This is a genomic window from Streptomyces sp. NPDC006393 (assembly GCF_040628575.1).
Taxonomy (GTDB): Bacteria; Actinomycetota; Actinomycetes; order Streptomycetales; family Streptomycetaceae; genus Streptomyces.
In genome coordinates, this window is the sequence record NZ_JBEXZD010000016.1 from 41,286 (window position 1) to 66,901 (window position 25,616).

Below are 25,616 nucleotides of genomic sequence, written 5' to 3' on the forward strand. Positions count from 1 at the left end.
CTCAGTGTGGAGGCCTTGTGTCCCGTCGTGTGCCCAGATCCCGCGCCGCCCTCGTCCTCGCCCTCTCGGCCGCGCTCACCGCACCCCTCACGCTCACCACCCCCGCGTCCGCCGACGGTCAGTACGGCGTGACACCGCTGAAGTTCACCGTCCGCGCCGGCGAGCGCACCTGCACCGTCGACGCCGACCTGTACCGGCCCGTCGGCGTGGACCGCGCCCACCCGGCGCCCGCCGTCCTCGCCACCAACGGGTTCGGCGGCAGCAAGGACGACGGCTCGACGGACGCCATCGGCAAGGCCTTCGCCCAGCGCGGATACGTCGCCCTCGTCTACTCCGGCCTCGGCTTCGGCAGATCCGGCTGCCTGATCTCCCTGGACGACCCCGGCATCGACGGCCGGGCCGCCTCCGGGCTGGTCGACTTCCTCGCCGGCGGCCGGAGTGCCGACGACGGCACCCGCGCCGACTACGTCACCCTCGACGGTGCCGGCGACCCGCGCGTCGGCATGATCGGCGGCTCCTACGGCGGCGCGATCCAACTGGCCACGGCGGCCGTGGACCACCGCGTCGACGCCCTGATCCCGATGATCACCTGGAACGACCTGGCTTACTCCCTCGACCCGAACAACGCCGCCGGCGCCTCCGCTGTGCCCGGCGCCTTCAAGTGGCAGTGGACCAACGCCTTCTACCTCATGGGCGAGAGCCAGCCACTGACCCAGCCCGCCCTGGACCCCTCCCGCGTCAACTCCCTCACCTGCCTGCACTTCGTCACCCGGGCCTGCGACACGATCCGCACCCTCAACTCCGGCAGCTACCCCGCCGACCGCACACGACAGCTGCTCTCCTACGCCCGCAGCGTCTCCACGGTGTCCTACCTCGACCGGGTCAAGGCGCCCACCCTGCTGATCCAGGGCCAGGCCGACAGCCTGTTCAACCTCAACGAGGCCACCGCCACCTACCGGACCCTCGAGGCCCGCGGCACCGAGACCAAGATGATCTGGCAGTCCTGGGGCCACAGCGGAGGCCTCACCGACCCGGCCGCCGGCGAACTGAACCTGTCCCAGGGCAACTTGGAGACCAGCTACGTGGGCAAGCGCGTCCTCGCCTGGTTCGACCGCTATCTGCACCGGAACCGGCACACCGACACCGGCCCCGACTTCGCCTACTACCGGGACTGGATCACCGACCCCGACCACACCTACGCCACGGCCGGCCACGTCCCCGCCCTCTCCCGGAAGCTGTACCTCTCGGGCGACGGAGAACTCGTCGCCGACCGCGGCGAGGTCGCGCGCGGCAGCCGTACCTACACCAACTGGCCCATCCCCACGAGCCATTCGGAGAGCTCACTCGCCGGGGCCCTGGGCCTGCCCGACCCCGCGCCGTACGACACCCCGGGCACCTACCTCGCCTGGACCAGCGCACCACTGACGCACGCCGTCGACGTGGTCGGCGCGCCCAGGGCCACGCTGAAGGTGATCTCACCGGCGGCGGAGCGCGCCCAGCGCTCGTCCGACGCCGCCGACAAGCTCGTCCTGTTCGCCAAGCTGTACGACGTGGCACCCGACGGTACCCGGACGCTGGTGCACCGGCTGGTCGCACCGGTCCGCGTGCCCGACGTGACCCGGCCCTTCACGGTGACCCTGCCGGGCGTCGTGCACCGCTACGAGCAGGGCCACCGGCTGCGGTTCGTGATCGCGGCGAGCGACGACGCCTACTTCGGGAACCGGGGCGTCAAACCGGTCACGGTGGCCGCCTCCCCCGGGCAGGCCGGGGTGCTCCGGCTGCCGGTCGTGGCCGGCTGAGTCGCGGGCGCACGGGCCCGCATAGAGTGGCGGGATGCCGCACACCGCATCCCGCTACCTCGCCGAGGGCCCCCGCGTCGGCATCCGCCACTTCACGCGGGAGGACGCCGAGGAGTTCACCGACCGCGTCAGGGAGAGCCAGGAACTGCACCGCCCGTGGCTCTTCCCGCCGGCCACGGCCGACGCCTACCAGGCGTACGCGGGACGGCTGATCGACGATCCGGCGCGGGCCGGTTTCCTGGTCTGCGAGAAGGACTCCGGCCGCATCGCCGGATACATCAACATCAACAACATCGTCGAGGGCGCCTTCCAGTGCGGCGCCCTCGGCTACGGCGCCTTCGCGCACGCCGCCGGGCGCGGGCTGATGAAGGAGGCCCTGAACCTCGTCGTCGACCACGCCTTCGGGCCCATGGGTCTGCACCGGCTGGAGATCAACGCCCAGCCGGGCAACACCGCCTCCATCGCCCTCGCCCGCTCCTGCGGTTTCCGCCTGGAGGGCTACTCGCCGGACATGCTCTACATCGACGGAGCCTGGCGGGACCACGAACGGTGGGCGATCACCGCCGAGATGCGGGCTTGTGGTTGATCTTGATGGTGTCCAGGTCCGTGACGGTCGACCTCAGTGCGCGGAACCCGTAGCCGAGGCCGCGCAGAGCCGTCTCGGCGCGGTCCTCCGCGATCGCGGCGGCCATCTCCTCGCCGTCCTCCGCGTCGCTGACCACCACATACCGCATGGAGAAGTGCTTGAGCGGCGACGGCTCGTACGACAGCGAGCCCTCCTGAGTGAACCGCATGCTCGTCATCCCGTGGTCGGCCGCCTCGGCGAGCAGCCGCGCCCGCGCCTGCTCGGTCAGCCCGTCCCAGGTACCCCGGACGATCACCCGGTAGGTGTGCCGCTCGCTCATCGGTCTTCCGTGCTCCTCGCTGTCCGCCGGCATGCGGCGCACTCCTGATCACCCGCGCGCCCGCGCTGCCGAAGGACCGACTGTACGTCGCCCGGCGGTGGCCCGCACACAGGTTTTCGACCCGGCGCCTTTGCGCAATCCTGACCGGTCCCGCCCCTGGTCAGGTCACCGGCGACCGGGTTCCATGGTCGTTGTGACGACGATCCGACGTGAGGTACTGACGCTGCCCGCCGCGCCGCTCGGGCCGGACAACCCGCTGCCCGCGCTGCGCCCGCTCGACGAGGTCCACCACATCGAGGACCGCGACAGGAACGACCTGCCGCACGACATGGCGCGGCAGGTCGGCTACGCGCCGCTGCACAGCCTGCTGCCGGTCCGGGTTCGCGACGGCTACGGCAGAGCGCGCGAGCCGCGCCGGTTCGACGCGCTCGTCCTCGAGAACGACCGCCTGCGTGCCACCGTGCTCCCCGGCCTCGGCGGCCGCGTCGCCTCCCTCGTGCACAAGCCCACGGGCCAGGAACTCCTCTACCGCAACCCGGTGTCGCAGCCCGCCAACTTCGCCCTCAACGGCGCCTGGTACTCGGGCGGCATCGAGTGGAACATCGGCGCCACCGGCCACACCACCCTCTCCTGCTCGCCCCTGCACGCCGCCCGCGTGCCCGCCCCCGACGGCGGCCAGATGCTGCGCCTGTGGGAGTGGGAACGACTGCGCGACCTGCCCTTCCAGGTCGACCTGTGGCTGCCGGACGGCTCCGACTTCCTGCACGTCGGCGTGCGCATCCGCAACCCGCACGAGCGGCCGGCGCCGACCTACTGGTGGTCCAACATCGCCGTTCCCGAGGAGCGCCGGGTGCTCGCCCCCGCCGAGGAGGCCTGGCACTTCGGCTACGAGCGCCGGCTGCGCCGGGTGCCCGTCCCGGCGTACGACGGCGTCGACCGGACGTACCCCCTCAACAGCACCTACCCCGCCGACTACTTCTACGAGGTGCCCGACGGACGGCGCCGCTGGATCGCCGCCCTCGACGAGTCCGGCGAGGGACTGGTGCAGACCTCCACCGACGTGCTGCGCGGCCGCAAGCTGTTCGTCTGGGGCGCGGGCCCCGGCGGGCGCCGCTGGCAGCAGTGGCTGACCGAACCCGGCACCGGCGGCTACTGCGAGATCCAGGCCGGTCTCGCCCGCACCCAGCTCGAACACGTACGGCTGGAGGCGGAGAGCGAGGTGGCGTGGCTGGAGTCGTACGGCCCGCTGGACGCGCCCCCGCCGGCGGGGGAGTGGGACACCGCCGTCCGGCGGACCGAGGAACGGCTGGAGGCCGTCCTGCCCCGCGCCGACGTCGAGGCCGCCTACGCCGCCTGGAGGCCGTACGCCGACGCCGAACCGGGTGAGATCCTCGGCACCGGATCCGGCTGGGGCGCCCTCGAAGTGCTGCGCTCCGGCTGGAAACTGCCGGGCACGCCCTTCCCCGAGTCCACCCTCGGCGAGGAACAGGAGCCCTGGCGGGAACTGCTCCACTCCGGTTCCTTCCCCGAACCGCGCCGGGTCCGGCCGCCCGGCGAGTCGCTGGTCGCCCCGCACTGGCGCGACCTCCTGGAGACGGCACCGGCAGGCCCGCTCACCGAGTACCACCTCGGCGTCGCCCAGTGGCACGCCGGTGACCGGGCGCAGGCGGTGCGCAGCTGGGAACGGGCGCTGGAACTGGCTCCGTCCGTCTGGCCGTTGCTGCGCTGCCTCGCCGTCGCCGACCAGGAGGCCGGCCACCACGAGCGGGCCGCCGACCGCTACGCCGAGGCCTTCGACGACCTGTGCCACGAGCGGCGGGACGACGGCGAGACGTGGACGGCGGCCACCGCCGCGCTCGGCCGGGAGGCGATCGAGGCGCTGCTACGGGCAGGGCGCCCGGCCGACGCGCGTTCGGTGTGGCGGCGGCTGCACCCGTCCACCCGCGAGCGCGGCCGGTTCCGGCTGCTGGAGGCCGAGCTGCTGCTCGCCGAGGGGCGCCGCGCCGAGGCGCGGGCCGTCTTCGACGAGGGCTTCGAGGTCGCCGACCTGCGGGAGGGCGACGAGCGGCTCGGCCGCGTGTGGGACCGGATCTGCGGCGAGGAGCTGCCGTCGGCCTACGACTTCCGGATGCGCCCGTCCTCCTCGTGAGGCGTCACGTGGATCGCCGTCGCTCAGCCGCGGCGGTCCACGTACTCGTACACCGCGCCGTCCGGGTGCACGGCGATGAGGTTGCGGCCCACCGGGGTCGGGACCGGGCCCGCCACGATGCGGGCACCGAGTTCGGTCAGGACCCGGTGGGCCTCGTCGACGTCCTCGACGGCGATCGTCGCCGCCACCTTGCGCAGCACCTCCAGCTGCGACTCGGGGCCGCTCATCAGCAGGAAGCAGCCGACGGCCGCCACCTGGACGCCGCCGCGTTCGAAACGCAGGGCTCTGCCGCCCGCCAGGCGTTCGTAGAAGGGGACGGCGGTCTCCAGGTCGTCGACGCAGACGCGCAGGCTGGCTCCCAGAATCTCCATGCGGACGAGCCTAGTTGGGGCCCCTGTCAGTGCGGCAGCTGCGGCAGCACCTTCGTGCGGTAGAAGTCGAAGAAACCGCGCTGGTCGGCGCCGATCTGGTTGACGTAGACCCGGTCGAAGCCCGCGTCGGCGAACTCCTTCAGCGCGGCCACGTGCTGGTCCACGTCGTCGCCGCACACCACGTTCTCGCGGACCGTGTCCTCGGTGACCAGCGGCTTGAGCTGCTCGAAGTGACGGGGGGTCGGCAGCACCTGGCCCATCTCGCCCGGGAGTTGCTCGTTGTACCACAGGTCGTGCACGGTACGGACGCATTCGTCGCGGTCGTGGCCGAAGCACACCTTCGTGCCGCCGCTGACGAGTTTGGTGCCCCCGCCGCCCTTGCGGTACCGGGTGACCATCTCCTCGTTCGGCATCATCGTGATGTAGCCGTCGGCCACGCGCGCCGCGAGCGACGTCGCCTTCGGGCCGAAGCCCGAGATGTCGATCGGCACGGGTTCGTCGGGGACGGTGTACAGCCGGGCGTTCTCCACCGTGTAGTACGCGCCGTGGTGGCTGACCTCCTCCCCGGTCAGCAGCCGGCGCATCACCTGCACCGCCTCCTCCAGCATCTCCATCCGCACCTGCGCGGGCGGCCACCGGTCGCCGAGAATATGCTCGTTGAGCGCCTCGCCGGTGCCGACGCCGAGCCGGAACCGGCCCTCGGTCATCACCGCGCTGGTCGCGGCGGCCTGCGCCACCACGGCCGGGTGGATCCGCACGGTCGGACAGGTCACGGCCGTCTCCACGGGCAGGGACACCGCCTCGGACAGCGCCCCGATCACCGACCACACGAACGGGCTCTGGCCCTGCGCGTCGTTCCACGGGTGGTAGTGGTCCGAGATCCACAGCGCCTGGAACCCGGCCTGCTCGGCCATCCGCGCCTGCTCGACGAGTTCCGCCGGGCCGTACTGCTCGCACGACAGGTGGTAGCCGTACTCGGGCATGAGGCTCCTCCACGACGGGGGCGGGTCGATCGCGCTCCCGAGTACCCGGTCCCGCTGACGGAAACCGGCGCCGTGTCTCCCGGGCCGGGGCCGCGACGCCCGGGGTTTGGGCGGGACGGCCGGGGGGACGCGGTTAGGGCCTTTCGTTCGGATCAGGCCGGATCAGGGAGCGGTGCCAGGGCCCGCGAGGCCGGCGTGACCCGAACGGAAGGCCCTAGTTCCGTACGAGCACGCGACAGTGCCGGAGGCGAACCCGTGACTCGACCCCGCATCGTGATCGTCGGTGCCGGTTTCGCCGGTTACCGTGCGGCCCAGACCCTGTCCCGGATGTCCCGGAACAAGGCCGACGTCACCCTGCTGAACCCGACCGACTACTTCCTGTACGTGCCGCTGCTGCCCCAGGTGGCCGTGGGCATCCTGGAGCCACGCCGGGTCGCCGTCTCCCTCTCCGCCACCCTGCCCGGCGTACGCCTGGTCCTCGGCGAGGCCGACGCCGTCGACATGGACGCACGCGCCGTGCACTACACCGACCCCGAGGGCGCCGGCGGGACGCTGGAGTACGACCGGCTGGTGCTGGCCGTCGGCAGCGTCAACAAGCTGCTGCCGATCCCCGGCGTCGCCGAGCACGCGCACGGCTTCCGCGGGCTGCCCGAGGCGCTCTACCTGCGCGACCACGTGACCCGCCAGGTCGAGCTCGCCGCTGCCGCCGCCGACCGCGACAGCTGCGCCGCCCGCTGCACCTTCGTCGTCGTCGGGGCCGGCTACACCGGCACGGAGGTCGCCGCGCACGGCAAGACGTACACCGACTCCCAGGTGCGCCGGCACCCGCTGCGGCAGGGTATGCGGCCGCGCTGGATGCTCCTGGACATCGCCGACCGCGTCCTGCCCGAGCTGGACGAGCGGCTCTCGCGCACCGCGGACCGGGTGCTGCGGGAACGGGGCGTGGACGTCCGCATGGGCACCTCCGTGAAGGAGGCCACGCACGACGGTGTGCTGCTGACGGACGGCGAGTTCGTCCCGACCCGCACGCTGGTGTGGTGCGTGGGCGTACGGCCCGACCCGCTCGTGGAGAGCACCGGGCACCCGCTGGAGCGCGGACGGATCGTCGTCGACCCCTATCTCCAGGTGCCGGGGCGGCCCGAGGTGTTCGCGGCGGGCGACGCCGCCGCCGTACCCGATGTGAACAAGCCCGGCTCGTGCACCCCGATGACCGCCCAGCACGCCTGGCGGCACGGCAAGATCGCCGCCATCAACGTCGCCGCCTCGCTCGGTGCCTGCGCGCGGCGCCCCTACCGCCACCGCGATCTGGGCTTCGTCGTGGACCTCGGCGGCGCCCAGGCCGCCGCCAACCCGCTCGGCGTCCCGCTCTCCGGTCCGGCGGCCGGCGCCGTCACCCGCGGCTACCACCTCGCGGCGATGCCGGGCAACCGGATACGGGTGGCGGCGGACTGGCTGCTCAACGCCGTACTGCCGCGCCAGGCCGTCCAGTTGGGGCTCGTACGGTCCTGGTCGGTGCCGCTGGAGTCCGCCTCCCCGGAACTGGCGCGGGTGGCGGGCGGACCGGAGCGGCCGCGGGCGGGAGCGCAGGTGGGGGCCGGAACGGGTCCGGAGGCAACGGACGCCGCGGGCACCGGCTCCCGGCGGTCCGGCGCACCCGAGGGGACGGGGGCCACCGAGATCATCGAGAACACCGAGAAGGCCCAGGCGGCGAGCGGGGAGCCCGCGAGGAACCAGCCGGGCGGCGAACCCGCGAGGAACCAGCCGGGCGGCGAACCCGCGAGGAACCAGCCGGGCGGCGAACCCGCGAGGAACCAGCCGGGCGGGGAGCCCGCCAGGAGCCGGCCGCGCCCGGAGCCCGCCGGGAAGCCCGGTCCCGGTCACGGACATCACGAACACCATCCCGCCCCCGGCCCGGTCAAGCGCGATGACATCCCTGAGGAAGGAGACTCATGAACACCGCCGAACTCGTCGATCTCGGACAGCAGTTGCGTGTCGACAGCGTGCGGGCCTCGGCGGCGGCGGGCTCCGGCCACCCGACGTCCTCCATGTCCGCCGCCGATCTGATGGCCGTACTGCTGGCGAACCACCTCCGCTACGACTTCGGCCGGCCGGAGCACCCCGGCAACGACCGCTTCGTGCTGTCGAAGGGCCACGCCTCCCCCCTCCTGTACGCCGCCTTCAAGGCGGCCGGCGCGATCGACGACGAAGAACTGCTCGGCTTCCGCAAGCTGGGCAGCCGCCTGGAGGGGCACCCCACACCGCAGCGGCTGCCGTGGGTGGAGACCGCCACCGGATCCCTGGGGCAGGGCCTGCCGATCGGCGTCGGCATCGCGCTCGCCGGCAAGCGGCTCGACCACGCCGACTACCGGGTGTGGGTGCTGTGCGGGGACAGCGAGATGGCCGAGGGGTCGATCTGGGAGGCCGCCGAGACCGCCGGGTACGAGCACCTGGACAACCTGATCCTGATCGTCGACGTCAACCGGCTCGGCCAGCGCGGCCCCACCCGGCACGGCCACGACCTGGACGCCTACGCCCGCCGCTTCCGCGCCTTCGACTGGCACACCGCCGAGATCGACGGCCACGACGTGGACGCCGTCGACCGCGCCTACGGCGAGGCGATCTCCACGAAGGGACAGCCCACCGCGATCATCGCCCGCACGCTCAAGGGCAAGGGCGTCAAGGAGGCCGAGGACCGCGAGGGGCTGCACGGCAAGCCGCTCAAGCACGCCGACGAGGCGATCGAGGAACTCGGCGGCGTCCGCGGCATCCGGGTCCGCGTGCACGAGCCGCCGTCCGCCCGGGCGCTGCACGCCGTCGGGGACGGCAGCCTCGAACTGCCCCGCTGGGACCCGGGCGAGGAGGTCGCCACCCGCGACGCCTACGGCCAGGCGCTCGCCGCGCTCGGCACCGCGCGGGGCGACGTGGTGGCCCTCGACGGCGAGGTCGGCGACTCCACCCGTTCGGAGCTCTTCCACAAGGAGCACCCCGACCGCTACTTCGAGTGCTACATCGCCGAACAGCAGATGATCGCGACGGCGGTCGGCTTCGCCCGGCGCGGCTGGGTGCCGTACGCCTCCACCTTCGCCGCCTTCCTCACCCGGGCCTACGACTTCGTGCGGATGGCCTCCGTCAGCGGATCCGGCATCAACCTCAACGGCTCCCACGCGGGCGTCGCGATCGGCCAGGACGGGCCCAGCCAGATGGGCCTGGAGGACCTGGCGATGATGCGGGCGATGCACGGCTCGACCGTGCTGTACCCGAGCGACGCCAACCAGGCCGCGAAACTCGTCGCCGAGATGGCCGGCCTGGACGGCATCCGCTATCTGCGCACCTCGCGCGGGGAGAGCCCGGTGATCTACGGTCCGGACGAGGAGTTCCCCGTCGGCGGCAGCAAGGTGCTGCGCTCCTCCGCCGCGGACCGGCTGACGATCGTCGCCGCCGGCGTCACCCTGCACGAGGCGCTGGCCGCCGCCGACGCCCTGGCCGGCGAGGGCATCGCGGTCCGCGTGATCGACCTGTACTCCGTCAAGCCCGTCGACCGGGCCACCTTGCGGCAGGCCGCCCAGGACACCGGCTGCCTGCTCACGGTCGAGGACCACCGCGAGGAGGGCGGCCTCGGCGACGCGGTCCTCGACGCCTTCCTCGACGGGCGCCCGGCGCCGCGCCTGGTCCGGCTCGCCGTCCGTACGATGCCCGGCTCGGCCTCGCCGGCCGAGCAGCTGCACGCGGCCGGCATCGACGCCGAGTCGATCGCGGCCTCCGCCCGGCTGCTGGTGGAGGAGGCGGTGGTGCCGTGAGCGGCGATGCCCGCGCGGTACGGGCCGGCCGGCGCACCGTGCAGGTGCACCGGCCGGACAAGGTCCTCTTCCCGGGCGGCGACGGCCGCGACGGCGACGGCGGTGAGGACGCCGAGGGAAACGACAAGGAGGGGGAGCACGCGAAGGAGTACACGAAGGCCGACCTCGTCGACTACTACCGGTCGGTCGCGCGGTACCTGCTGCCGCATCTGCGCGGCCGGCCACTGATGCTGGAGCGGCACCCGGACGGCCTGGACGGGCCGGTGTTCATGCAGAAGAACACCCCGGAGCACTACCCCGACTGGATCACAAGGGCCGAGGTCGCCAAGGAGGGCGGCACGGTCACGCACACCGTCTGCGACGACACCGCCACCCTCGTCTACCTCGCGGACCAGGCCTGTCTGACCCTGCATCGCTGGCTGTCCCGCGCGGGGCACCCCGACCGGCCGGACCGCATGGTCTTCGACCTCGACCCCGCCGACGACGACTTCGGACCGGTGCGGGAGGCGGCCCGGCGGCTGGGCGAGCTCCTCGACACGCTGGAACTGCCCTCTGCGCCGATGACGACCGGCTCGCGCGGACTGCACGTGGTCGTCCCCCTCGACGGCCGCCACGGCTTCGACGAGGTGCAGGAGTTCGCCCGGGACGTCGCCGAGCTGCTGGCCGCCGGTCACCCCGAGCGGTTCACCACGGCCGCCCGCAAGAAGGACCGCGGCGACCGCCTCTACCTCGACGTGCAGCGCAACGGCTACGCCCAGACCGCGGTCGCCCCCTACACCGTCCGCGCCCGGCCCGGCGCGCCCGTCGCCGTACCCCTGTCCTGGGACCAGCTCGACGCCCCGGACCTCGGCCCGCGGCGCTGGACCGTCGCCGACGCCGTCGACCAGGCCCGGACCCGCCCCTGGGCCCGACTGCCCACCCGCGGCCGTTCCCTGGGCCCGGCACGACGGCGCCTGGACGCACTGCGCGGCTGATGGGCAGGTTTGGCCGGGGAAGCTGCGGCCACACGGAGGGGGAGAGGTGGCCATGGCGAACAAGGACGACACAGCGCACGACGCGGCGCACGACTCAGCGCATGACACCGCAAAGCCGAAGCATTCGCAGAAAACACAAGAACCACAAGAATCTCAAGAACCCCAGGAGCCACGCACCAACACCGAGAACGACACGCGTGCGAACGACCACCGTGCGGCCCCGCACCGGCCTCGGCCCATGGAGGTGCTGCGCGAGGCACGCGCCCAGTTCGAGGAGCTGACCGGCCTGGCGGCCGAGTCCGTGACGACCTTCGAGCAGACGGAGGACGGCTGGTCGCTGGAGGTCGAGGTCCTGGAACTCGCCCGTGTGCCCGACACCATGAGCCTGATGGCGAGCTACCAGGTCGAACTCGACACCGAGGGTCAGCTCACCGGCTACCGGCGCGGGCGCCGCTACGAACGGGGCCGGGCCGACGCGCACCGGTCCGGCGGCCGCTAGGCCGCCCGCACGCGAGGACATCACCCATCCCACACTCAGAGAAGGAGGCACGGTCGGCATGACCGTTGTCCCGGCACAGACGTCCGGTGGCGGAGGCGGCAGCAGCGGCCTCTACGACGTACTGGAACTCGTCCTCGACAGGGGGCTGGTGATCGACGCGTTCGTGAGGGTCTCCCTGGTCGGCATCGAGATCCTGAAGATCGACGTACGCGTCGTCGTGGCCAGTGTGGACACCTATCTGCGCTTCGCCGAGGCCGTCAACCGGCTCGACCTGGAAGCGGGCCCCCACAAGACCCCGGGCCTGCCTGAGATCGTCGGCGAAGTCACCGAGTCCGGTGCGCGCGGCAAGTCCAAGGGGGCGCTGTCCGGCGCCGCCCAGACCGTTTCGGACGCCTTCAAGCAGGCCCGGTCGGAGCACTCGGGCGAGGAGGAGGAGTCCAGGCCGCGGGCCCGTAAGGCGACGCCGTCGCGCAGGAGGGAGGAACAGGAGTGAGCACGTACGTCTACGGAATCACGGCCGCCTCGCACCCTTCGCTGCCGCAGGACACGACCGGTGTCGGCGAGCCGCCGCGGCCGGTCCGCGTGCTGAAGGCGGGCGAACTGGCGGCCGTCGTCAGCGATGCCCCCGAGGATCTGCGGCCCAAGCGCAGGGACCTGCTCGCCCACCAGAACGTGCTCAGCGAGGTCGGCGCCACCGGCTGCGTGCTGCCCATGCGCTTCGGCAGCGTCGCCCCGGACGACGCCGGCGTCACCGGGGTGCTCACCGAACGCGCCGAGCACTACACCGAGCGTCTGCGGGCGCTGGACGGCAAGGTCGAGTACAACGTCAAGGCCAGCCATGTCGAGGAGGCCGTACTGCACCTCGTGATGGCCGAGAACCCGGACATCAGGGCGCAGGCCGAGGCCAACCGGAAGGCGGGCGGCGGCAGTTACGACGACAGGCTGCGGCTCGGCGAGATGGTCGCCGGCGCGGTCAAGGCCCGTGAGGGCGAGGACGGCGCTCAGGTCGTGCGCGCGCTGGAGCCCGTGGCGGCCGCGGTCAGCTCGGGCCCGGAGTCCACCGGCTGGCTGGTCAACGCGTCGTTCCTGGTCGACCGGGACGCGGCGGCGTCGTTCCTGGACGCCGCCGAACAGGTTCGCAGGGACATGCCCCACCTGGAAGTGCGGGTCAACGGGCCGCTGCCGCCCTACAGCTTCGTCGAGCCCGGCCCGTCCGAGCCGGCGGCCAGCACGGCGGGAGCCGACGCGGGAGCGGGGTGACGCCATGGGACTGATCTCGGAGGTGCTGCTGCTGCCGCTCGCCCCGGCACGCGGCGCCGGCTGGGCGATCAAGCAGGTGCTGCGCGAGGCGGAGCGCGTCTACTACGACCCGGCCACCGTCCGGGCCGAACTCGCACGGTTGGAAGAGCGGCTGGAAGCGGGCGAGATCACGGAGGAGGAGTTCGACCGCCAGGAGGACGAGCTTCTGGACCGGCTGGAGGTCGGCATGCGCGGGGGACCTGGGACAGGTGAGGGGACGGCACGATGAACAGGATGGGACTCGGCCTCGCGGTAGGGGCCGGATACCTGTTGGGACGTACGAGGAAACTGAAGCTGGCCGTCGCCGTGGGCAGCCTGGTGGCGGGCAAGAAGCTGAACCTCGGCCCGCGCGCGGTGGCGGACCTGGTCACCCAGCAGCTGAAGGACAACCCCCAGTTCAAGGAGATCGGCGACCAGCTGCGCCAGGATCTGCAGGGCGTCGGCAAGGCCGCCTCCGGCGCCATGGTCGAACGGCAGATGACCTCGCTCGCCGACCGGTTGCACGGCCGAACCGCACAGGTCCGCGACGAGCTGGCCGGCGTCGTGCCCGACTCCGGCGAGGGGAAGCGGCGCGGCGGTGAGCGGGCGGCCCGGGACCGCGGGCACGAGGACGAGTACCCCGAGAACGAGCATGAGGAAGGGGCCGAGGCGGAGCACGAGGACGAGTCCGACGACGAGTACGACGACCGGGAGGGCCGCGAGGCCGACCAGGAGGCGGAGGCCGCCGAAGAGTCCGGCGAGTCCGGCGAGGCCGATGAGTCCGGCGGGCCGCGGCGGCAGCGCACGCGGAAGGCTCCGGCGAAGGAGACCGCCCAGAAGGCCCGGGCCCGCGCGCCCGGCAGGAAGCCGGCGCAGAAGGCCCCCGGTGAGAAGGCGGCGAGCGCGGCCAAGAAGGCCCCGGCTCGCGGGACGGCCGGCAAGAAGCCGGCCGCGAAGGAGACCGCCGCGGCCGGTGGCGCACGCCGCTCCGAGCGGTCCCGGAAGGCCGAAGGAGGGCGGTGACCGATGACCGAGACCCTCGGTTCCGCGAGGAACGCCGCCGGCCGCGCGGCCGGTGCGGCGACGAAGGAGAGCCCGCTGGCGGGCCTGGCCCACAGCGAGGCCGCCGACCGGCTCAAGGCGGAGGCGCAGGAGTACGTCGCCGCCCAGGCCGAGCGGCTGCTGGCCGGCTTCGGCCACAAGCTCGGTGATGCCACCGGCAAACTGAACGACATCGCCGAGGGCAACAGCCCGGGCTTCGCCAAGCTCGCCCTCGACGCCGGCCGCAAGCTCGCCGAAGGCAAGAGTCCGGTGCGCTCGGTGCTGGAGCTCGGGGCCTCGCGCGCCAAGGACAGCGTCATGGGCGCGCTGAAAGGCCTCGGGGGCGGCAAGGGCAAGCGCAAGGGACGCGGAGGCAACAAGCCCACCGTCATCATGGAGTACATCGATGTCGGCGTGCCGCTGCGCACCGCCTACGACCAGTGGACCCAGTTCCAGGACTTCAGCACCTTCGCCAAGGGCGTCAAGAGCGCGAGCCGCGCCGACGACACCACGTCCGACTGGCAGGCCAAGATCTGGTGGTCCAGCCGCAGCTGGAAGGCCACGACGACCGAGCAGGTACCCGACTACCGCATCCAGTGGACGTCGGAGGGCGCGAAGGGCAGCACGAAGGGCGTCGTCTCCTTCCACCGGCTGGAGGAGAACCTCACCCGCGTCCTGCTGGTCATGGAGTACTACCCGAGCGGCTTCTTCGAGAAGACCGGCAACATCTGGCGTGCCCAGGGCCGCCGTGTCCGGCTCGACCTGAAGCACTTCGCCCGCTTCATCACCCTCAAGGGAGAGGCGGAGGACAGCTGGCGCGGAGAGATCCGCGACGGCGAGGTCGTGCGCAGCCACGAGGACGCGGTCGCCGAGGAGGAGAGGGAGCACGAGGAAGAAGAGGACCGGGAAGAGGACCAAGAGAACGGCGAGTACGAGGAAGAGGACGAACACGAGGACGAACACAAGGACGAGGACGAAGACGAGGACGAAGACGAGGACGAGGACGAAGACGAGGACGAGGACGAGGACGAGGAGGACGAAGGTCAGGAGGAGACCAGGGGCCGAGGGACGTACGCGGACGACGAGTATCCCGAGGACGACGACGGGAGCGACGAGGAGTACGAGGAAGAGGAAGAGGAAGAGGAGTACGCCGAGGGCGGGAGCCGCCGATGACGACGCCGAGCCGGCTGCCCGAACCGTACGGCCCGAGCAGTGGCGCCAACCTCGCCGACATCCTCGAACGGGTGCTCGACAAGGGAATCGTCATCGCGGGCGACATCCGGATCAACCTGCTCGACATCGAACTGCTCACCGTCAAGCTCCGGCTCATCGTCGCCTCGGTCGACAAGGCCAAGGAGATGGGTATCGACTGGTGGGAGAGCGACCCTGCGCTCTCCTCCCGGGCCCGTCGTGACGAACTCGCCAGGGAGAACGCCGAGTTGCGCGAGCGCCTGGCCCGGCTGGAGGAACTGGAGCAGGGCGGCGACCGTACTCGCGGCCGCGTCCACCCGAAGGAGGCACCATGACCGGACTGCGGTACGTCTACGCCGTCTGCCGCCCCCTCGGCGCGCCCCTCCAGGCACAGCTGACCGGTGTCCTCGGCGCGCCGGTGAAGCAACTGCCCCACCACGGCCTGATCGCCGTCGTCAGCGAGGTGCCGGAACGGGACTTCGCCGAGGAGCCGCTGCGCGCCCATCTGGAGGACCTGGACTGGCTCTCCGCCACCGCCCGTGCCCACCAGGGCGTGGTCGACGCGCTGACCGTCGTCACCACCCCGCTGCCGTTGCGGATGGCCACCGTCTTCCGGGACGACAGCGGGGTGCGCACCATGATCGAGTCCTGTGAAGAGCACTTCCGCGCCACCCTGGAGCGGCTCCAGGGGCGTGTGGAGTGGGGGGTCAAGGTCTATCTGGAGGCCGAGCGGCCGCAGGAGGCGGCGGTCCCGGAACCCGAGCCGATGGCCGCGTCCGGCCGGGACTATCTGCGCCGGCGCCGGCAGCAGACGATGGCCCGCGAGGACCTGTGGCAGAAGGCCGAGGCGTTCGCGACCCGGCTGCACGAGAAGCTCTCCGCGTTCGCCGAGGACTCCCGGCTGCACGCCCCGCAGAACGCCGCCCTCACCGGCACCGCCGGACGGAACGTGCTCAACGCCGCCTATCTCGTCCCGCGCGCCCATTCCGAGGAGTTCGTGGAAGTCGTGGACCGCACGAAGGACGACGCGCCCGGCCTGCGCGTGGAGCTCACCGGGCCCTGGGCCGCGTACTCCTTCGCCGGGGAGCTGCCGGGGGAGGGGGCATGACGGTCGTCGAACGCCGTGAGATCGCCCTGGTCGACCTGCTCGACCGGCTGCTGGCCGGCGGGGTCGTCATCACCGGGGACATCACCCTGCGCATCGCGGACGTCGACCTCGTGCGGATCGACCTGAACGCCCTGATCAGCTCGGTGAACCGGCAGGTGCCGTCCCCCTTCGAGGTCCTGGAGGTGCCGTCGTGACCCCGCGCAGGCGTGTGGACCTGGAACCCGACACGGTGGAGCGCGACCTCGTCAAGCTCGTCCTGACCGTCGTGGAGCTGCTGCGCCAGCTCATGGAGCGCCAGGCGCTGCGCCGTTTCGACGAGGGCGACCTGACCGAGGAGCAGGAGGAGCGGATCGGACTGACGCTGATGCTCCTGGAGGACCGCATGGCCGAGCTGCGCGACCGCTACGGGCTGCGGCCCGAGGACCTCAATCTGGACCTCGGGCCGCTGGGACCGCTGCTTCCCCGGGACTGACACACGTGCCGTCCCGGGGTCGGCGTACCACGTGCTACCCCGGGGGCGGGGTACGCCGGGCTACCACCTGTACCACCGAGCCCGGCCTCCGCCTGCGGCCGTCCCGTGGATCAGGAAGCCCAGCAGCCAGACGACGAGCACCGCCAACGCGATCCACCAGAGCACCTTCACCGCGAATCCGACCCCGAAGAGAACCAGCGCCAGAAGCAGTACGAGCAGGATGGGAACCATAATGACCTCCTGCTCTCCGGGTGTCCCGAAAGCGGGACATCATTCCGGTGGGCCGGACGTCAGCCGTCCTTGCGGCACAGGATTTCCCCATGCAGTACGGCGAACCAGCCGTCCTCCCGCTCCCCCCACTCGCGCCACGCCCGTGACACGGCCCGCAGCCGCTCCTCGGTCGCGTGGCCGCCTGCGGTGGCACGCTCGGCGTACGCGGACGCCAGCGTGCGGTCGGCCCACAGGCCGCTCCACCATGCGCGCTCGGCCGGGGTCGCGTACGTCCAGGTGCTGGACGTGGCCGTGACGGCGGCGTCCGCGAAGCCCGCGGCCAGCGCCCAGGAACGCAGCCGGCGCCCCGCGTCGGGCTCGCCGCCGTTGGCGCGGGCCACCCGCTCGTACAGGTCCAGCCAGTCGTCCAGGCCCGGTGTCCCGGGATACCAGGTCATCGCCGCGTAGTCCGCGTCCCGTACGGCGACGAGACCGCCCGGCTTCGTCACCCGCCGCATCTCGCGCAGCGCCCGCACGGGGTCGCCCACGTGCTGGAGCACCTGGTGGGCGTGGACCACGCAGAACGTGTCGTCCGGGTAGTCCAGTGCGTGCACGTCGGCGACCGCGAAGTCGACGTTGCCCAGTCCGCGGCCGGCGGCCGTGGCGCGGGCCTGCTCCAGGATTCCGGGCGCCCGGTCGACACCCGTGACATGCCCGTCGGGCACCAGTTCCGCCAGGTCCGCGGTGATGGTGCCCGGCCCGCAGCCGATGTCCAGGACCTTCATGTGGGGCTTCAGCGAGCCGAGCAGGTAGGCCGCCGAGTTGGCGGCGGTGCGCCAGGTGTGCGAGCGCAGCACGGACTCGTGGTGGCCGTGCGTGTAGACGGCCGTCTCCCGCGGTTTCGGCATGGCGGTACCCCTTCTCGTCACCTGGCCCCGCACGGGCCCGCGGCCCCGGGGCGGTAGGGATCACGGTACGCGCGTATGTCGGATGTTGAGACCCTCGTTTCAGAATGCGGACCGGTGGAGGGTTGTGGGTGATCAGCGGGCCGGCAGCGGCCGGTACACGGTCAGCGCCTCCGGCAGTTTCTCCAGCCGGACCTCGCCCTCGACCTCCGTGACCTCGCCGTCGTAGGCGAGGAGAGTGCCGGGCGCCAGGCCCGTCAGTCGCAGCCGGCTCACCTGGACGGCCGCGTGCGCCGGGGAGCGGGTGAGCGGGCCCGCGAGGGCCGCCGACAGCAGCCGCAGGGCCGGCCTGCGGCCACCGTGCACGACCCGCACGTCGAGCACCCCGTCCGCCAGGTCCAGCCGGCGGCCCGGCGCGAGGCCCATGCGGTGGTAGGTGCCGTTGCCGGCGAACAGCAGCCACAGCGGGCGGCGGCGCCCCCGGAACTCCGCCTCCAGCGGATGGCGGTCCGCGCGCAGCACCCGCAGCGCCGCCAGCACCCCGGCCGGCCAGCCGCCGATCCGGTCGGCCCAGCGCTCGCGCTCGCGCACCAGTTCCGGGTACACCCCCAGGCTGAAGGTGTTGAGGAAGACGCCCTCCCCGCGGCCGGAGCTGAAGCGGCCCACGTCCACCCGTACGCCCTCGCCCCGCTCCAGGGCCCCGGCCAGGTCCCGTACGTCCTCCACGCCCAGGTCGTACGCGAAGTGGTTGAGGGTGCCGCCGGGCAGTACGGCGAGCGGCAGCCCGTGCCGCAGGGCGGCCCGCGCGGCCGTGTTCACGGTGCCGTCGCCGCCGCACACCCCGAGCACCCGGGCCCGGCCGGCCGCCTTCTCCGCCTCGGCGGGGAGGTCCTCCGGATCACACACGACGACCTCCGCCCGCGGCAGCGCGTCGTGCAGCGCCCGGGCCCGGTCCGCGGTACCGGAGGCGTTGTTCGTGACGAGGACCAGGCCCTCGCCCCCGGGCAGCGCGGGCACGGCGGCCCGCGGCCGGGCGGGGGCCGCGATCTGCGCGCGCGTCGGCACCAGGCCCCGTACGGCGAACGCGGCCCCCGCGCCGAGCACCGCGCCCGCCAGCACGTCGCTCGGGAAGTGGACGCCGGTGTAGACGCGGGAGACCGCCACCGAGAAGGCCACCGGCGCCACGGCCGCGCCCCAGCCACCGGACTCCAGTGCGACACCCGTCGCGAAGGCGGAGGCGGAGGCCGCGTGGCCCGACGGGAAGGACGTCGTGATCGGCTGCCGTTGGAGCCGGCGCACATGCGGCACCGGGTCCAGCAGGGGCCGGGGGCGGCGCACCGAGCGCTTGCCGAGCGTGTTGATGGTCAGCGACGCCAGGCCGAGGGAGGCCAGGCCGCGGGCCGCGGCCCTGCGGGCGCGCGGTGTCCGGCTCGCCGCGATCGCCGCCGCGGCCGCGAACCACAGCACGCCGTGGTTCGCGCTCCGGCTCAGCCGGGGCAGTACGGGCCCGGCGCCGGGCCAGTGGCGCTCGGCCGCGACCTGGAACAGCCGGGAGTCCAGGGCGAGCAGTCGTGTCAGGGTGGCGTGGGCGCCGGTTCGCGGGGCGGTGAGGTCGACATCTGGGCTCATACCGGCACCGTTACCCTGAAGTGGCCGTTTCCTGCGCGCGGGGCGCGCGGGACGGCACCGACGCATCCTCCTCCGTTCCGGGAACCCGTATGCGCCTGCTCCTCGTACGCCACGGCGAGACTCCGTCCAACCTGGCCTCCCTGCTGGACACGGCCGTACCGGGACCGGGCCTGACCGAGCTCGGCCGACGGCAGGCCGCCGCGCTGCCCGAGGCGCTCGCCGAGGAGGACATCGAGGCCGTCTACGCCTCGACCCTCGTGCGCACCCAGCTCACCGCCGCGCCGCTGGCGGCCGCCCGCGGGCTCGACGTGATCGTCCGTGACGGCATCCGCGAGCTGTCCGCGGGCGGGCTGGAGGGGGAGCCCGGCGACTCCGAGCGCGGTCAGGTCTACCTACGGACGGTCCTGGCCTGGGTCGCCGGGGACCGCGAACGCCGGATGCCGGGACCGGGCGGCGAGACCGGGACCGGGGCGCTGGCACGGTTCGACGCCGTCGTCGAGGAGGCCGCCCGGGGCGGGGCCGGGACGGTCGTCATGGTCAGTCACGGCGCGGCCGTCCGCCTGTGGACCGCGGTCCGCGCCCACAACCTCGACGCCGATTTCGCCGCCACGCACCCGCTGCGGAACACGGGTGTGGTGATCCTGGAGGGCTCACCCACCGACGGCTGGAAGGCCCTCTCCTGGGCCGGCGCCCTCGTGTCCCCGGCCCGCGAGGGGGGCCCGGCGGGACAGCCCGTGGACACCGCGTACGACACCGGGCCGGACATCCCGGCGGACATCCGGCCGGACATCCCGGCGGACATCCGGCCGGACATCCCGGCGGACACCCTGCCGGACACCACGCCGGACACCACGGCGGACATCCCGGCGGACATCCCGGCGGACACCCTGCCGGACACCACGGCGGACATCCCGGCGGACATCCGGCCGGACATCCCGGCGGACACCCTGCCGGACACCACGGCGGACATCCCGGCGGACATCCGGCCGGACATCCCGGCGGACATCCGGCCGGACACCCTGCCGGACACCACGGCGGACATCCCGGCGGACACCCGGCCGGACATCCCGGCGGACATCCGGCCGGACACCCCGCCCGACATCCCGGCGGACATCCGGCCGGACACCCCGCCCGACATCCCGGCGGACACCCGGCCGGACACCCCGCCGGACACCCGACCCGGCGGCCGGCAGGGCCGCGGCGTCCCCTACGACGCCGAATAAGCGTTTGCCGGGATCTCGGGGGCACCGTCAGAATGCCCGACCATGGGACATCTGGAAGCCGCGCACCTGGAGTACTACCTCCCCGACGGGAGGGCGCTGCTCGGCGATGTCTCCTTCCGGGTGGGCGAAGGCGCCGCGGTCGCGCTCGTCGGGCCCAACGGCGCCGGCAAGACCACCCTGCTCCGGCTGATCTCCGGCGAGCTGAAGCCGCACGGCGGCACCGTCACCGTCAGCGGCGGACTGGGCGTGATGCCGCAGTTCGTGGGGTCGGTGCGGGACGAGACGACCGTACGCGACCTGCTCGTCTCCGTCGCCCCGCCCCGGATCCGGCAGGCCGCGCGGGCCGTCGACGCGGCCGAGCACGCCATCATGAACGTCGACGACGAGGCCGCCCAGCTCCGCTACGCGCAGGCCCTCGCCGACTGGGCCGAGGCGCGCGGCTACGAGGCCGAGACCCTGTGGGACATGTGCACCACGGCCGCGCTCGGCGTGCCCTACGACAGGGCGCAGTGGCGCCAGGTGCGGACCCTGTCCGGCGGCGAGCAGAAGCGGCTGGTGCTGGAGGCGCTGCTGCGCGGCACCGACGAGGTGCTGCTGCTCGACGAGCCGGACAACTACCTCGACGTGCCCGGCAAGCGCTGGCTGGAGGAGCGGCTGCGCGAGACCCGCAAGACCGTCCTTTTCGTCTCCCACGACCGCGAGCTTCTCGCCCGCGCCGCCGAGAAGATCGTCTCCGTCGAACCCGGCCCGGCCGGCGCCGACGCCTGGGTGCACGGCGGCGGCTTCGCCACCTACCACGAGGCCCGGCGCGAACGCTTCGCCCGCTTCGAGGAGTTGCGCAGACGCTGGGACGAGAAGCACGCGCAGCTGAAGAAGCTGGTGCTGAACCTGCGCCAGGCCGCCGAGAACAGCGCCGACATGGCCTCCCGCTACCGGGCCGCCCAGACCCGGCTGCGCAAGTTCGAGGAGGCGGGACCGCCGCCGGAACCGCCGCGCGAGCAGGACATCCGGATGCGGCTGAAGGGCGGCCGCACCGGCGTACGGGCCGTCACCTGCCAGAACCTGGAACTGACCGGCCTGATGAAACCCTTCGACCTGGAGGTCTTCTACGGCGAACGGGTGGCCGTCCTCGGCTCCAACGGCTCCGGCAAGTCGCACTTCCTGCGGCTGCTGGCCGGCGACGACGTCGCGCACACCGGCACCTGGAAGCTCGGCGCGCGGGTGGTGCCCGGCCACTTCGCCCAGACCCACGCGCACCCCGAACTCCAGGGCCGGACCCTGCTGGACATCCTGTGGAAGGAGCACTCCCAGGACCGGGGCGCCGCCATGTCCCGGCTGCGCCGCTACGAGCTGACCGGCCAGGCCGAACAGTCCTTCGACCGGCTCTCCGGCGGCCAGCAGGCCCGGTTCCAGATCCTGATGCTGGAACTGGAGGGGGCCACGGCCCTGCTCCTGGACGAGCCCACCGACAACCTCGACCTGGAGTCCGCCGAGGCGCTCCAGGAGGGCCTGGAGGCGTTCGAGGGCACGGTCCTCGCGGTCACCCACGACCGGTGGTTCGCCCGCTCCTTCGACCGCCACCTCGTCTTCGGCGCCGACGGCAGGGTCCGCGAGACCTCCGAGCCGGTCTGGGACGAACGCCGGGTGGAGCGGGCGCGGTAGCGCCTGCCGTCACCTCCAGCGGAGGATGGCGCCCAGACCGCCCGACGGCGCGCCCTCGGCCGTGGCGGCCACCGGCTCCAGCGACAGCGCGATCGCGTCCGTGGTGACCGCGGAGCGGATCAGGGCGTCGTCGGCGCGGGCCGGCCAGGCCCGCTGCTCGCCGAGGGTCTTCAGTTCCGTGCGGCGCACCGCCAACTGGTCCGGATCCTCGCCGATCCACACCTCCTGGTGGGCGTCCGCGCCCTCCGGGAAGATCAGCAGCTCCTCCAGACGGTGCTCGCGGGCCGCCTCGACCAGCGCGGGAACGCCTTCCACGGCCGCCGCCCGGCCCTCGTCGTCCGGGGCGCGCGCCGCCCGGAACCGGTCCAGTTCCTCCTCGAGATGCCGGTGCACGTGCTCGGTGCGGATCCGCTCCACGTCCTCGTCCAGCAGCCGGCTGCCGGCGCCACGGGTGGCCTCCACCACGCAGTCGTCCAGCCGCTGCGGCAGCCGGTCGCGCACCTCGCGCCGCTCCCTGTCGTCACCCACGAGGATCAGCAGGTCGGCCTGCGTCTCCTCCTGGCACACGCTGAGCGCGTCGGCGATCTCCGCCGCGTTGTGCTCCCAGGTGTTCTCCACCTTCAGCTGGAAGTGCCGTTCGGACCAGTCGGCGTTGCTCGTCCGGTGGATCGGCCACTGCTGCCCGATCACCGTGCCCGCCTCCTTGCGGCCCAGCGCACTGCGCAGCTCGAAGTCCGCGCCCTTGCGGTCGACGTACGCCACGATCGCCACCGGATCCTCGCCCGCGAGCTCCAGCAGCGGCGCCACACGGGGCAGCGGCGCCCACTCGGCCCAGCTGATGCCCCGGGGCGGTCGAGCCAGGGGCGGGTCGAGGACGACCCTGCCGTCGCGGGCGAACAGGGCCCGCCCGTGCGGGTCGGGGGAGTGGCGCATCTCGTCGATCGCGGTCTCCACGGCCCGGGAGGTGGCCTCGTCCGCTCCCTGCCGCGCCAGCTCTCGGGCCATCGCCTGGGCCGTCAGGCGTATCTCCTGCGCGGTGTCCTCCGCCTTCCGGGAGGTGTTGACGTACACCGAGGCCCAGGGCCCGGGCTGTTCGTACAGTGGATGCAGAAAGGCGAGATCCATGGCTCCCTCCCGGAGGCCGTTCGGTGGTAGTCCACGCCGGGCGGGTACCCGTACCGCATGAACGAACACGACGAGCGGGGCATCACCATGACCGGAGTCGACCCGGACCGGCTGGACGACCAGCAGCTCATGAAGGAGCTGGAGACCATCCACCGCACCCGCCACGACACGCTGCTGTACGGCTCGAACGACGCGCTGCGGGCCCACAACGAGCGCATGGCGCAGCTCGAGGGCGAGTACCTGCGCCGCAACCCCCGCCGCACCGTCGCCGCCGGCCGCACCCGCGAGGGAGCCCGGGAACGCGGCTGCGGCGAGTCGGCGGCACCCCACGCCTGAGACCCCGCCGTCACCCGCCTCGCGTCACCGTCACCCGAACGTGCCCGCCGGCGTGCTTCCTGCGGCACGCCGACGGGCACCCCATCGGGCACCCCACGGACCGGAACGGACCGGGTTCAGCCGGCCTTCTGCGCGAACACGTCCAGGAACGCCTGGCAGAACGCCTTCAGATCGGCCGGCTTGCGGCTGGTGACCAGCTTGTTCGGCCCGTTCTCGCAGATGTTCACCTGCTCGTCCACCCACGTGCCGCCCGCGTTGCGGATGTCCGTACGCAGACTCGGCCACGAGGTCAGCACGCGGCCGCGTACGACATCGGCCTCCACCAGCGTCCACGGCGCGTGGCAGATCGCGGCCACGGGGCGGCCCTGCTCGAAGAAGTCCCGTACGAACGAGACGGCCTTCTCGTCCATCCGCAGGAAGTCCGGGTTGGCCACGCCGCCCGGCAGGACCAGCGCGTCGAAGGAGTCGGCGGAGGTGTCCCCGACCACCTCGTCGACGGGGAACGTGTCCGCCTTGTCCAGGTGGTCGAACGCCTGGATCTCGCCGGACTTGGTGGACACCAGCACGGTCTCGTGGCCGGCGTCCCGCGCCGCCTTCCGGGGCTCGGTCAGCTCCACCTGCTCGACGCCCTCGGGTGCGGCCAGAAATGCGATGCGCATGATGCTTCGACGTCCTTTCGTCGTCCCTCTTCCCCCGCCTTGTCGTCCCTCTGCCTCCGCCTTGTCGTCCCTCTTGCCTCACCGGTCAGCCGTCCGGTCCCTCCGGGCTCTCCGGTGCCTCCGGTCCGTCCGGGCCGCCGTCCGGCTCGGCGCGGCTGATGTCGGCGAGCGCCGAACGCGGGTCCCGGGCCTCCGCCAGGTCGCCCAGGCTGACCATGCCGACCGGCAGGCCGTCCTCGACGACGGGCAGCCGCCGTACGGCGTGTTCGCGCATCAGCGCGACGGCTGCCGACACCGGATCGTGCGGGCCCACGACGAGCGGACGGGACGTGCACACGGCCCGCGCGCTCACCGCCTGCGGATCGAGGCCCTCCGCCACGGCCCGCACCGCGATGTCGCGGTCGGTGAGCATGCCGACGATGTCCTGCCCGTCGGCCACCACCACGTCGCCGATGTCCTGGGCGCGCATCAGCCGGGCCGCCTCGACGAGCGAGGCGTCGGGGCGGACGGCCACCACGCCCGGTGTCATGACGTCCCTGACGTATTCAGCCCTCACTGAGGAACTACCTGCCTTTCCGCCCCGCCCCGGATCTACGCACGGTCCTCCCGGGCGGGCCGCTCGGTGTGGGTGAGTTCCTTCGCCAGCTCCTGCACGTTGGCGTACTGGGCCTTGCGCGGCAGCCGCTCCAGTGCCTCGATCAGCGCGTCGGGCGCGTTCTTGCGGCGCAGTGTGCGCGCCAGTTCGCCCGGGCCCGCGGGAAAGGCGCTGCGGCCCAGGATCCTGGCCAGCTCCAGGCGCACGGTCTCCAGAGAGGCCCTAGACGCGCCCGGCGCCACCGGTCCGCCCCAGACCTCCGGGTCGTCCTCGGCGGCCGGTTCCGGGTCGTGCCATTCCTCGGTGCGCGTGGGATGGCCCGACCTGAGCAGGCCCTGCAGCTCGTGCTTCATCTCGTCGTCACGGTGGACACTCAGCCGGTCACTGCCTCGCTGCATGTCTCCCTCCACATCGTCGGGGGTGGCCACCGCGTACCCGTGCACGCGGAGCCGACACCGCATTTCCGCGCCGGATGGTGCCCCGCACGCCGCACGGCCCGGTGCGGCCCCGGCCGGGGCCGGCGCGCACGGGCGGGCGTTTGGCGCCGGAGGCCGGGGGCAGGCGCAGACCCAGTGCTTCGGACCTCAGGCACGTCCGTGGAGGCGGCGCGCGAGTCCGCGCACGTGGGCGGCCGCTGCGGATCCGCGTCCGCGCCCCCACGTGACCGTCCCCAGCCAGAGCACTCCACCAGAGCACTCCGAGGGA

General features: G+C 72.9%; 28 protein-coding genes and 1 pseudogene. 19 read left to right on the forward strand and 10 right to left on the reverse strand.

Going from position 1 to position 25,616, the window contains the following annotated elements:
* Window positions 1-29: 29 nt before the first annotated feature.
* Both ABZ484_RS10310 and ABZ484_RS10315 read left to right on the forward strand, forming a co-directional pair.
* Window positions 30-1,799, forward strand: a complete 1,770-nt coding sequence (locus tag ABZ484_RS10310; protein WP_358865458.1) for a CocE/NonD family hydrolase — start codon at window positions 30-32, stop codon at window positions 1,797-1,799.
* 34 nt (window positions 1,800-1,833) lie between these two features.
* Window positions 1,834-2,385, forward strand: coding sequence for a GNAT family protein (locus tag ABZ484_RS10315; protein ID WP_358865459.1), 552 nt, complete (start codon window positions 1,834-1,836; stop codon window positions 2,383-2,385).
* Here ABZ484_RS10315 and ABZ484_RS10320 read toward each other — a convergent pair.
* Window positions 2,357-2,704, reverse strand: coding sequence for a DUF6204 family protein (locus tag ABZ484_RS10320; RefSeq protein WP_358865503.1), 348 nt, complete (start codon window positions 2,702-2,704; stop codon window positions 2,357-2,359). The two genes, ABZ484_RS10315 and ABZ484_RS10320, sit on opposite strands and share 29 nt — an antisense overlap.
* A 184-nt stretch (window positions 2,705-2,888) precedes the next feature.
* On the opposite strand from ABZ484_RS10320, the gene ABZ484_RS10325 reads away from it, so the two are divergent.
* Complete coding sequence (locus ABZ484_RS10325) at window positions 2,889-4,853, forward strand: DUF5107 domain-containing protein (protein WP_358865460.1); 1,965 nt, start codon at window positions 2,889-2,891, stop codon at window positions 4,851-4,853.
* A 23-nt stretch (window positions 4,854-4,876) separates the two neighbouring features.
* On the opposite strand, the gene ABZ484_RS10330 is transcribed toward ABZ484_RS10325, so the two are convergent.
* Window positions 4,877-5,224 (reverse strand): VOC family protein, encoded by a 348-nt coding sequence (locus tag ABZ484_RS10330; RefSeq protein ID WP_358865461.1) that lies wholly within the window; start codon window positions 5,222-5,224, stop codon window positions 4,877-4,879.
* A 26-nt stretch (window positions 5,225-5,250) separates the two neighbouring features.
* A complete protein-coding gene (locus tag ABZ484_RS10335) occupies window positions 5,251-6,207 on the reverse strand; it encodes an LLM class F420-dependent oxidoreductase (RefSeq protein ID WP_358865462.1) in 957 nt (318 codons plus the stop codon).
* A gap of 255 nt (window positions 6,208-6,462) precedes the next feature.
* Between ABZ484_RS10335 and ABZ484_RS10340 the strand changes: the two genes are divergently transcribed.
* The 13 genes from ABZ484_RS10340 to ABZ484_RS10400 are packed head-to-tail and all read left to right on the forward strand — an operon-like array spanning window position 6,463 to window position 16,567.
* Window positions 6,463-8,160 (forward strand): FAD-dependent oxidoreductase, encoded by a 1,698-nt coding sequence (locus tag ABZ484_RS10340; protein WP_358865463.1) that lies wholly within the window; start codon window positions 6,463-6,465, stop codon window positions 8,158-8,160.
* On the forward strand, window positions 8,157-10,004 hold the full coding sequence (locus ABZ484_RS10345) for a transketolase (RefSeq protein ID WP_358865464.1): 1,848 nt from the start codon (window positions 8,157-8,159) through the stop codon (window positions 10,002-10,004). Before ABZ484_RS10340 ends, ABZ484_RS10345 begins: the two co-directional genes overlap by 4 nt.
* A complete protein-coding gene (gene ligD / locus ABZ484_RS10350; RefSeq protein WP_358865465.1) occupies window positions 10,001-10,978 on the forward strand; it encodes a non-homologous end-joining DNA ligase in 978 nt (325 codons plus the stop codon). The genes ABZ484_RS10345 and ligD overlap by 4 nt, the downstream gene beginning before the upstream one ends.
* A gap of 52 nt (window positions 10,979-11,030) precedes the next feature.
* Window positions 11,031-11,477, forward strand: coding sequence for a gas vesicle protein (locus tag ABZ484_RS10355; RefSeq protein ID WP_358865466.1), 447 nt, complete (start codon window positions 11,031-11,033; stop codon window positions 11,475-11,477).
* A gap of 58 nt (window positions 11,478-11,535) precedes the next feature.
* Window positions 11,536-11,970 carry a gas vesicle structural protein GvpA gene (locus ABZ484_RS10360; RefSeq protein WP_358865467.1) on the forward strand — a complete coding sequence of 145 codons (435 nt, stop codon included), beginning with the start codon at window positions 11,536-11,538 and terminating at the stop codon, window positions 11,968-11,970.
* Window positions 11,967-12,737: a GvpL/GvpF family gas vesicle protein gene (locus ABZ484_RS10365; protein WP_358865468.1), complete on the forward strand. Its 771-nt coding sequence runs from the start codon at window positions 11,967-11,969 to the stop codon at window positions 12,735-12,737. Before ABZ484_RS10360 ends, ABZ484_RS10365 begins: the two co-directional genes overlap by 4 nt.
* Window positions 12,738-12,741: 4 nt before the next feature.
* The gene (locus ABZ484_RS10370; protein WP_358865469.1) at window positions 12,742-13,005 is read left to right on the forward strand and encodes a gas vesicle protein GvpG; all 264 of its coding nucleotides are present in this window, start codon (window positions 12,742-12,744) and stop codon (window positions 13,003-13,005) included.
* Window positions 13,002-13,778 carry a hypothetical protein gene (locus ABZ484_RS10375; RefSeq protein WP_358865470.1) on the forward strand — a complete coding sequence of 259 codons (777 nt, stop codon included), beginning with the start codon at window positions 13,002-13,004 and terminating at the stop codon, window positions 13,776-13,778. Before ABZ484_RS10370 ends, ABZ484_RS10375 begins: the two co-directional genes overlap by 4 nt.
* Window positions 13,779-13,781: 3 nt before the next feature.
* On the forward strand, window positions 13,782-14,969 hold the full coding sequence (locus ABZ484_RS10380) for an SRPBCC family protein (protein ID WP_358865471.1): 1,188 nt from the start codon (window positions 13,782-13,784) through the stop codon (window positions 14,967-14,969).
* Complete coding sequence (locus tag ABZ484_RS10385) at window positions 14,966-15,322, forward strand: gas vesicle protein (RefSeq protein WP_358865472.1); 357 nt, start codon at window positions 14,966-14,968, stop codon at window positions 15,320-15,322. Before ABZ484_RS10380 ends, ABZ484_RS10385 begins: the two co-directional genes overlap by 4 nt.
* Window positions 15,319-16,095 (forward strand): GvpL/GvpF family gas vesicle protein, encoded by a 777-nt coding sequence (locus ABZ484_RS10390; RefSeq protein WP_358865473.1) that lies wholly within the window; start codon window positions 15,319-15,321, stop codon window positions 16,093-16,095. The genes ABZ484_RS10385 and ABZ484_RS10390 overlap by 4 nt, the downstream gene beginning before the upstream one ends.
* Window positions 16,092-16,289: a gas vesicle protein gene (locus tag ABZ484_RS10395; RefSeq protein WP_358865474.1), complete on the forward strand. Its 198-nt coding sequence runs from the start codon at window positions 16,092-16,094 to the stop codon at window positions 16,287-16,289. The genes ABZ484_RS10390 and ABZ484_RS10395 overlap by 4 nt, the downstream gene beginning before the upstream one ends.
* Window positions 16,286-16,567 carry a gas vesicle protein K gene (locus ABZ484_RS10400; RefSeq protein ID WP_358865475.1) on the forward strand — a complete coding sequence of 94 codons (282 nt, stop codon included), beginning with the start codon at window positions 16,286-16,288 and terminating at the stop codon, window positions 16,565-16,567. Before ABZ484_RS10395 ends, ABZ484_RS10400 begins: the two co-directional genes overlap by 4 nt.
* Before the next feature lie 60 nt (window positions 16,568-16,627).
* On the opposite strand, the gene ABZ484_RS10405 is transcribed toward ABZ484_RS10400, so the two are convergent.
* From ABZ484_RS10405 to ABZ484_RS10415, 3 genes are all read right to left on the reverse strand, one after another.
* On the reverse strand, window positions 16,628-16,798 hold the full coding sequence (locus tag ABZ484_RS10405; protein WP_030170702.1) for a hypothetical protein: 171 nt from the start codon (window positions 16,796-16,798) through the stop codon (window positions 16,628-16,630).
* Window positions 16,799-16,857: 59 nt separating this feature from the next.
* Window positions 16,858-17,685 (reverse strand): class I SAM-dependent methyltransferase, encoded by an 828-nt coding sequence (locus ABZ484_RS10410; protein ID WP_358865476.1) that lies wholly within the window; start codon window positions 17,683-17,685, stop codon window positions 16,858-16,860.
* A gap of 132 nt (window positions 17,686-17,817) precedes the next feature.
* Entirely contained in the window at window positions 17,818-19,311 is a 1,494-nt protein-coding gene (locus tag ABZ484_RS10415) for a phosphatase PAP2 family protein (RefSeq protein ID WP_358865477.1), read from the reverse strand.
* 89 nt (window positions 19,312-19,400) lie between these two features.
* Here ABZ484_RS10415 and ABZ484_RS10420 point away from each other — a divergent pair.
* Both ABZ484_RS10420 and ABZ484_RS10425 read left to right on the forward strand, forming a co-directional pair.
* Window positions 19,401-20,048, forward strand: a pseudogene (locus ABZ484_RS10420) (histidine phosphatase family protein); the annotation flags it as partial.
* Between the two features lie 528 nt (window positions 20,049-20,576).
* Window positions 20,577-22,196, forward strand: a complete 1,620-nt coding sequence (locus ABZ484_RS10425) for an ATP-binding cassette domain-containing protein (RefSeq protein WP_358865478.1) — start codon at window positions 20,577-20,579, stop codon at window positions 22,194-22,196.
* Between the two features lie 9 nt (window positions 22,197-22,205).
* Here the strand turns inward: ABZ484_RS10425 and ABZ484_RS10430 are convergent, their stop codons facing one another.
* Window positions 22,206-23,321, reverse strand: a complete 1,116-nt coding sequence (locus ABZ484_RS10430) for a Vms1/Ankzf1 family peptidyl-tRNA hydrolase (protein ID WP_358865479.1) — start codon at window positions 23,319-23,321, stop codon at window positions 22,206-22,208.
* A gap of 57 nt (window positions 23,322-23,378) precedes the next feature.
* On the opposite strand from ABZ484_RS10430, the gene ABZ484_RS10435 reads away from it, so the two are divergent.
* Window positions 23,379-23,657: a DUF6158 family protein gene (locus ABZ484_RS10435; protein ID WP_030170719.1), complete on the forward strand. Its 279-nt coding sequence runs from the start codon at window positions 23,379-23,381 to the stop codon at window positions 23,655-23,657.
* Window positions 23,658-23,773: 116 nt separating this feature from the next.
* On the opposite strand, the gene ABZ484_RS10440 is transcribed toward ABZ484_RS10435, so the two are convergent.
* From ABZ484_RS10440 to ABZ484_RS10450, 3 genes are all read right to left on the reverse strand, one after another.
* Window positions 23,774-24,316, reverse strand: a complete 543-nt coding sequence (locus ABZ484_RS10440) for a type 1 glutamine amidotransferase domain-containing protein (protein WP_358865480.1) — start codon at window positions 24,314-24,316, stop codon at window positions 23,774-23,776.
* Between the two features lie 85 nt (window positions 24,317-24,401).
* Complete coding sequence (locus ABZ484_RS10445) at window positions 24,402-24,845, reverse strand: CBS domain-containing protein (RefSeq protein ID WP_358865504.1); 444 nt, start codon at window positions 24,843-24,845, stop codon at window positions 24,402-24,404.
* 62 nt (window positions 24,846-24,907) lie between these two features.
* Window positions 24,908-25,309 carry a DUF2795 domain-containing protein gene (locus ABZ484_RS10450; protein ID WP_316744046.1) on the reverse strand — a complete coding sequence of 134 codons (402 nt, stop codon included), beginning with the start codon at window positions 25,307-25,309 and terminating at the stop codon, window positions 24,908-24,910.
* Window positions 25,310-25,616 lie beyond the last annotated feature (307 nt).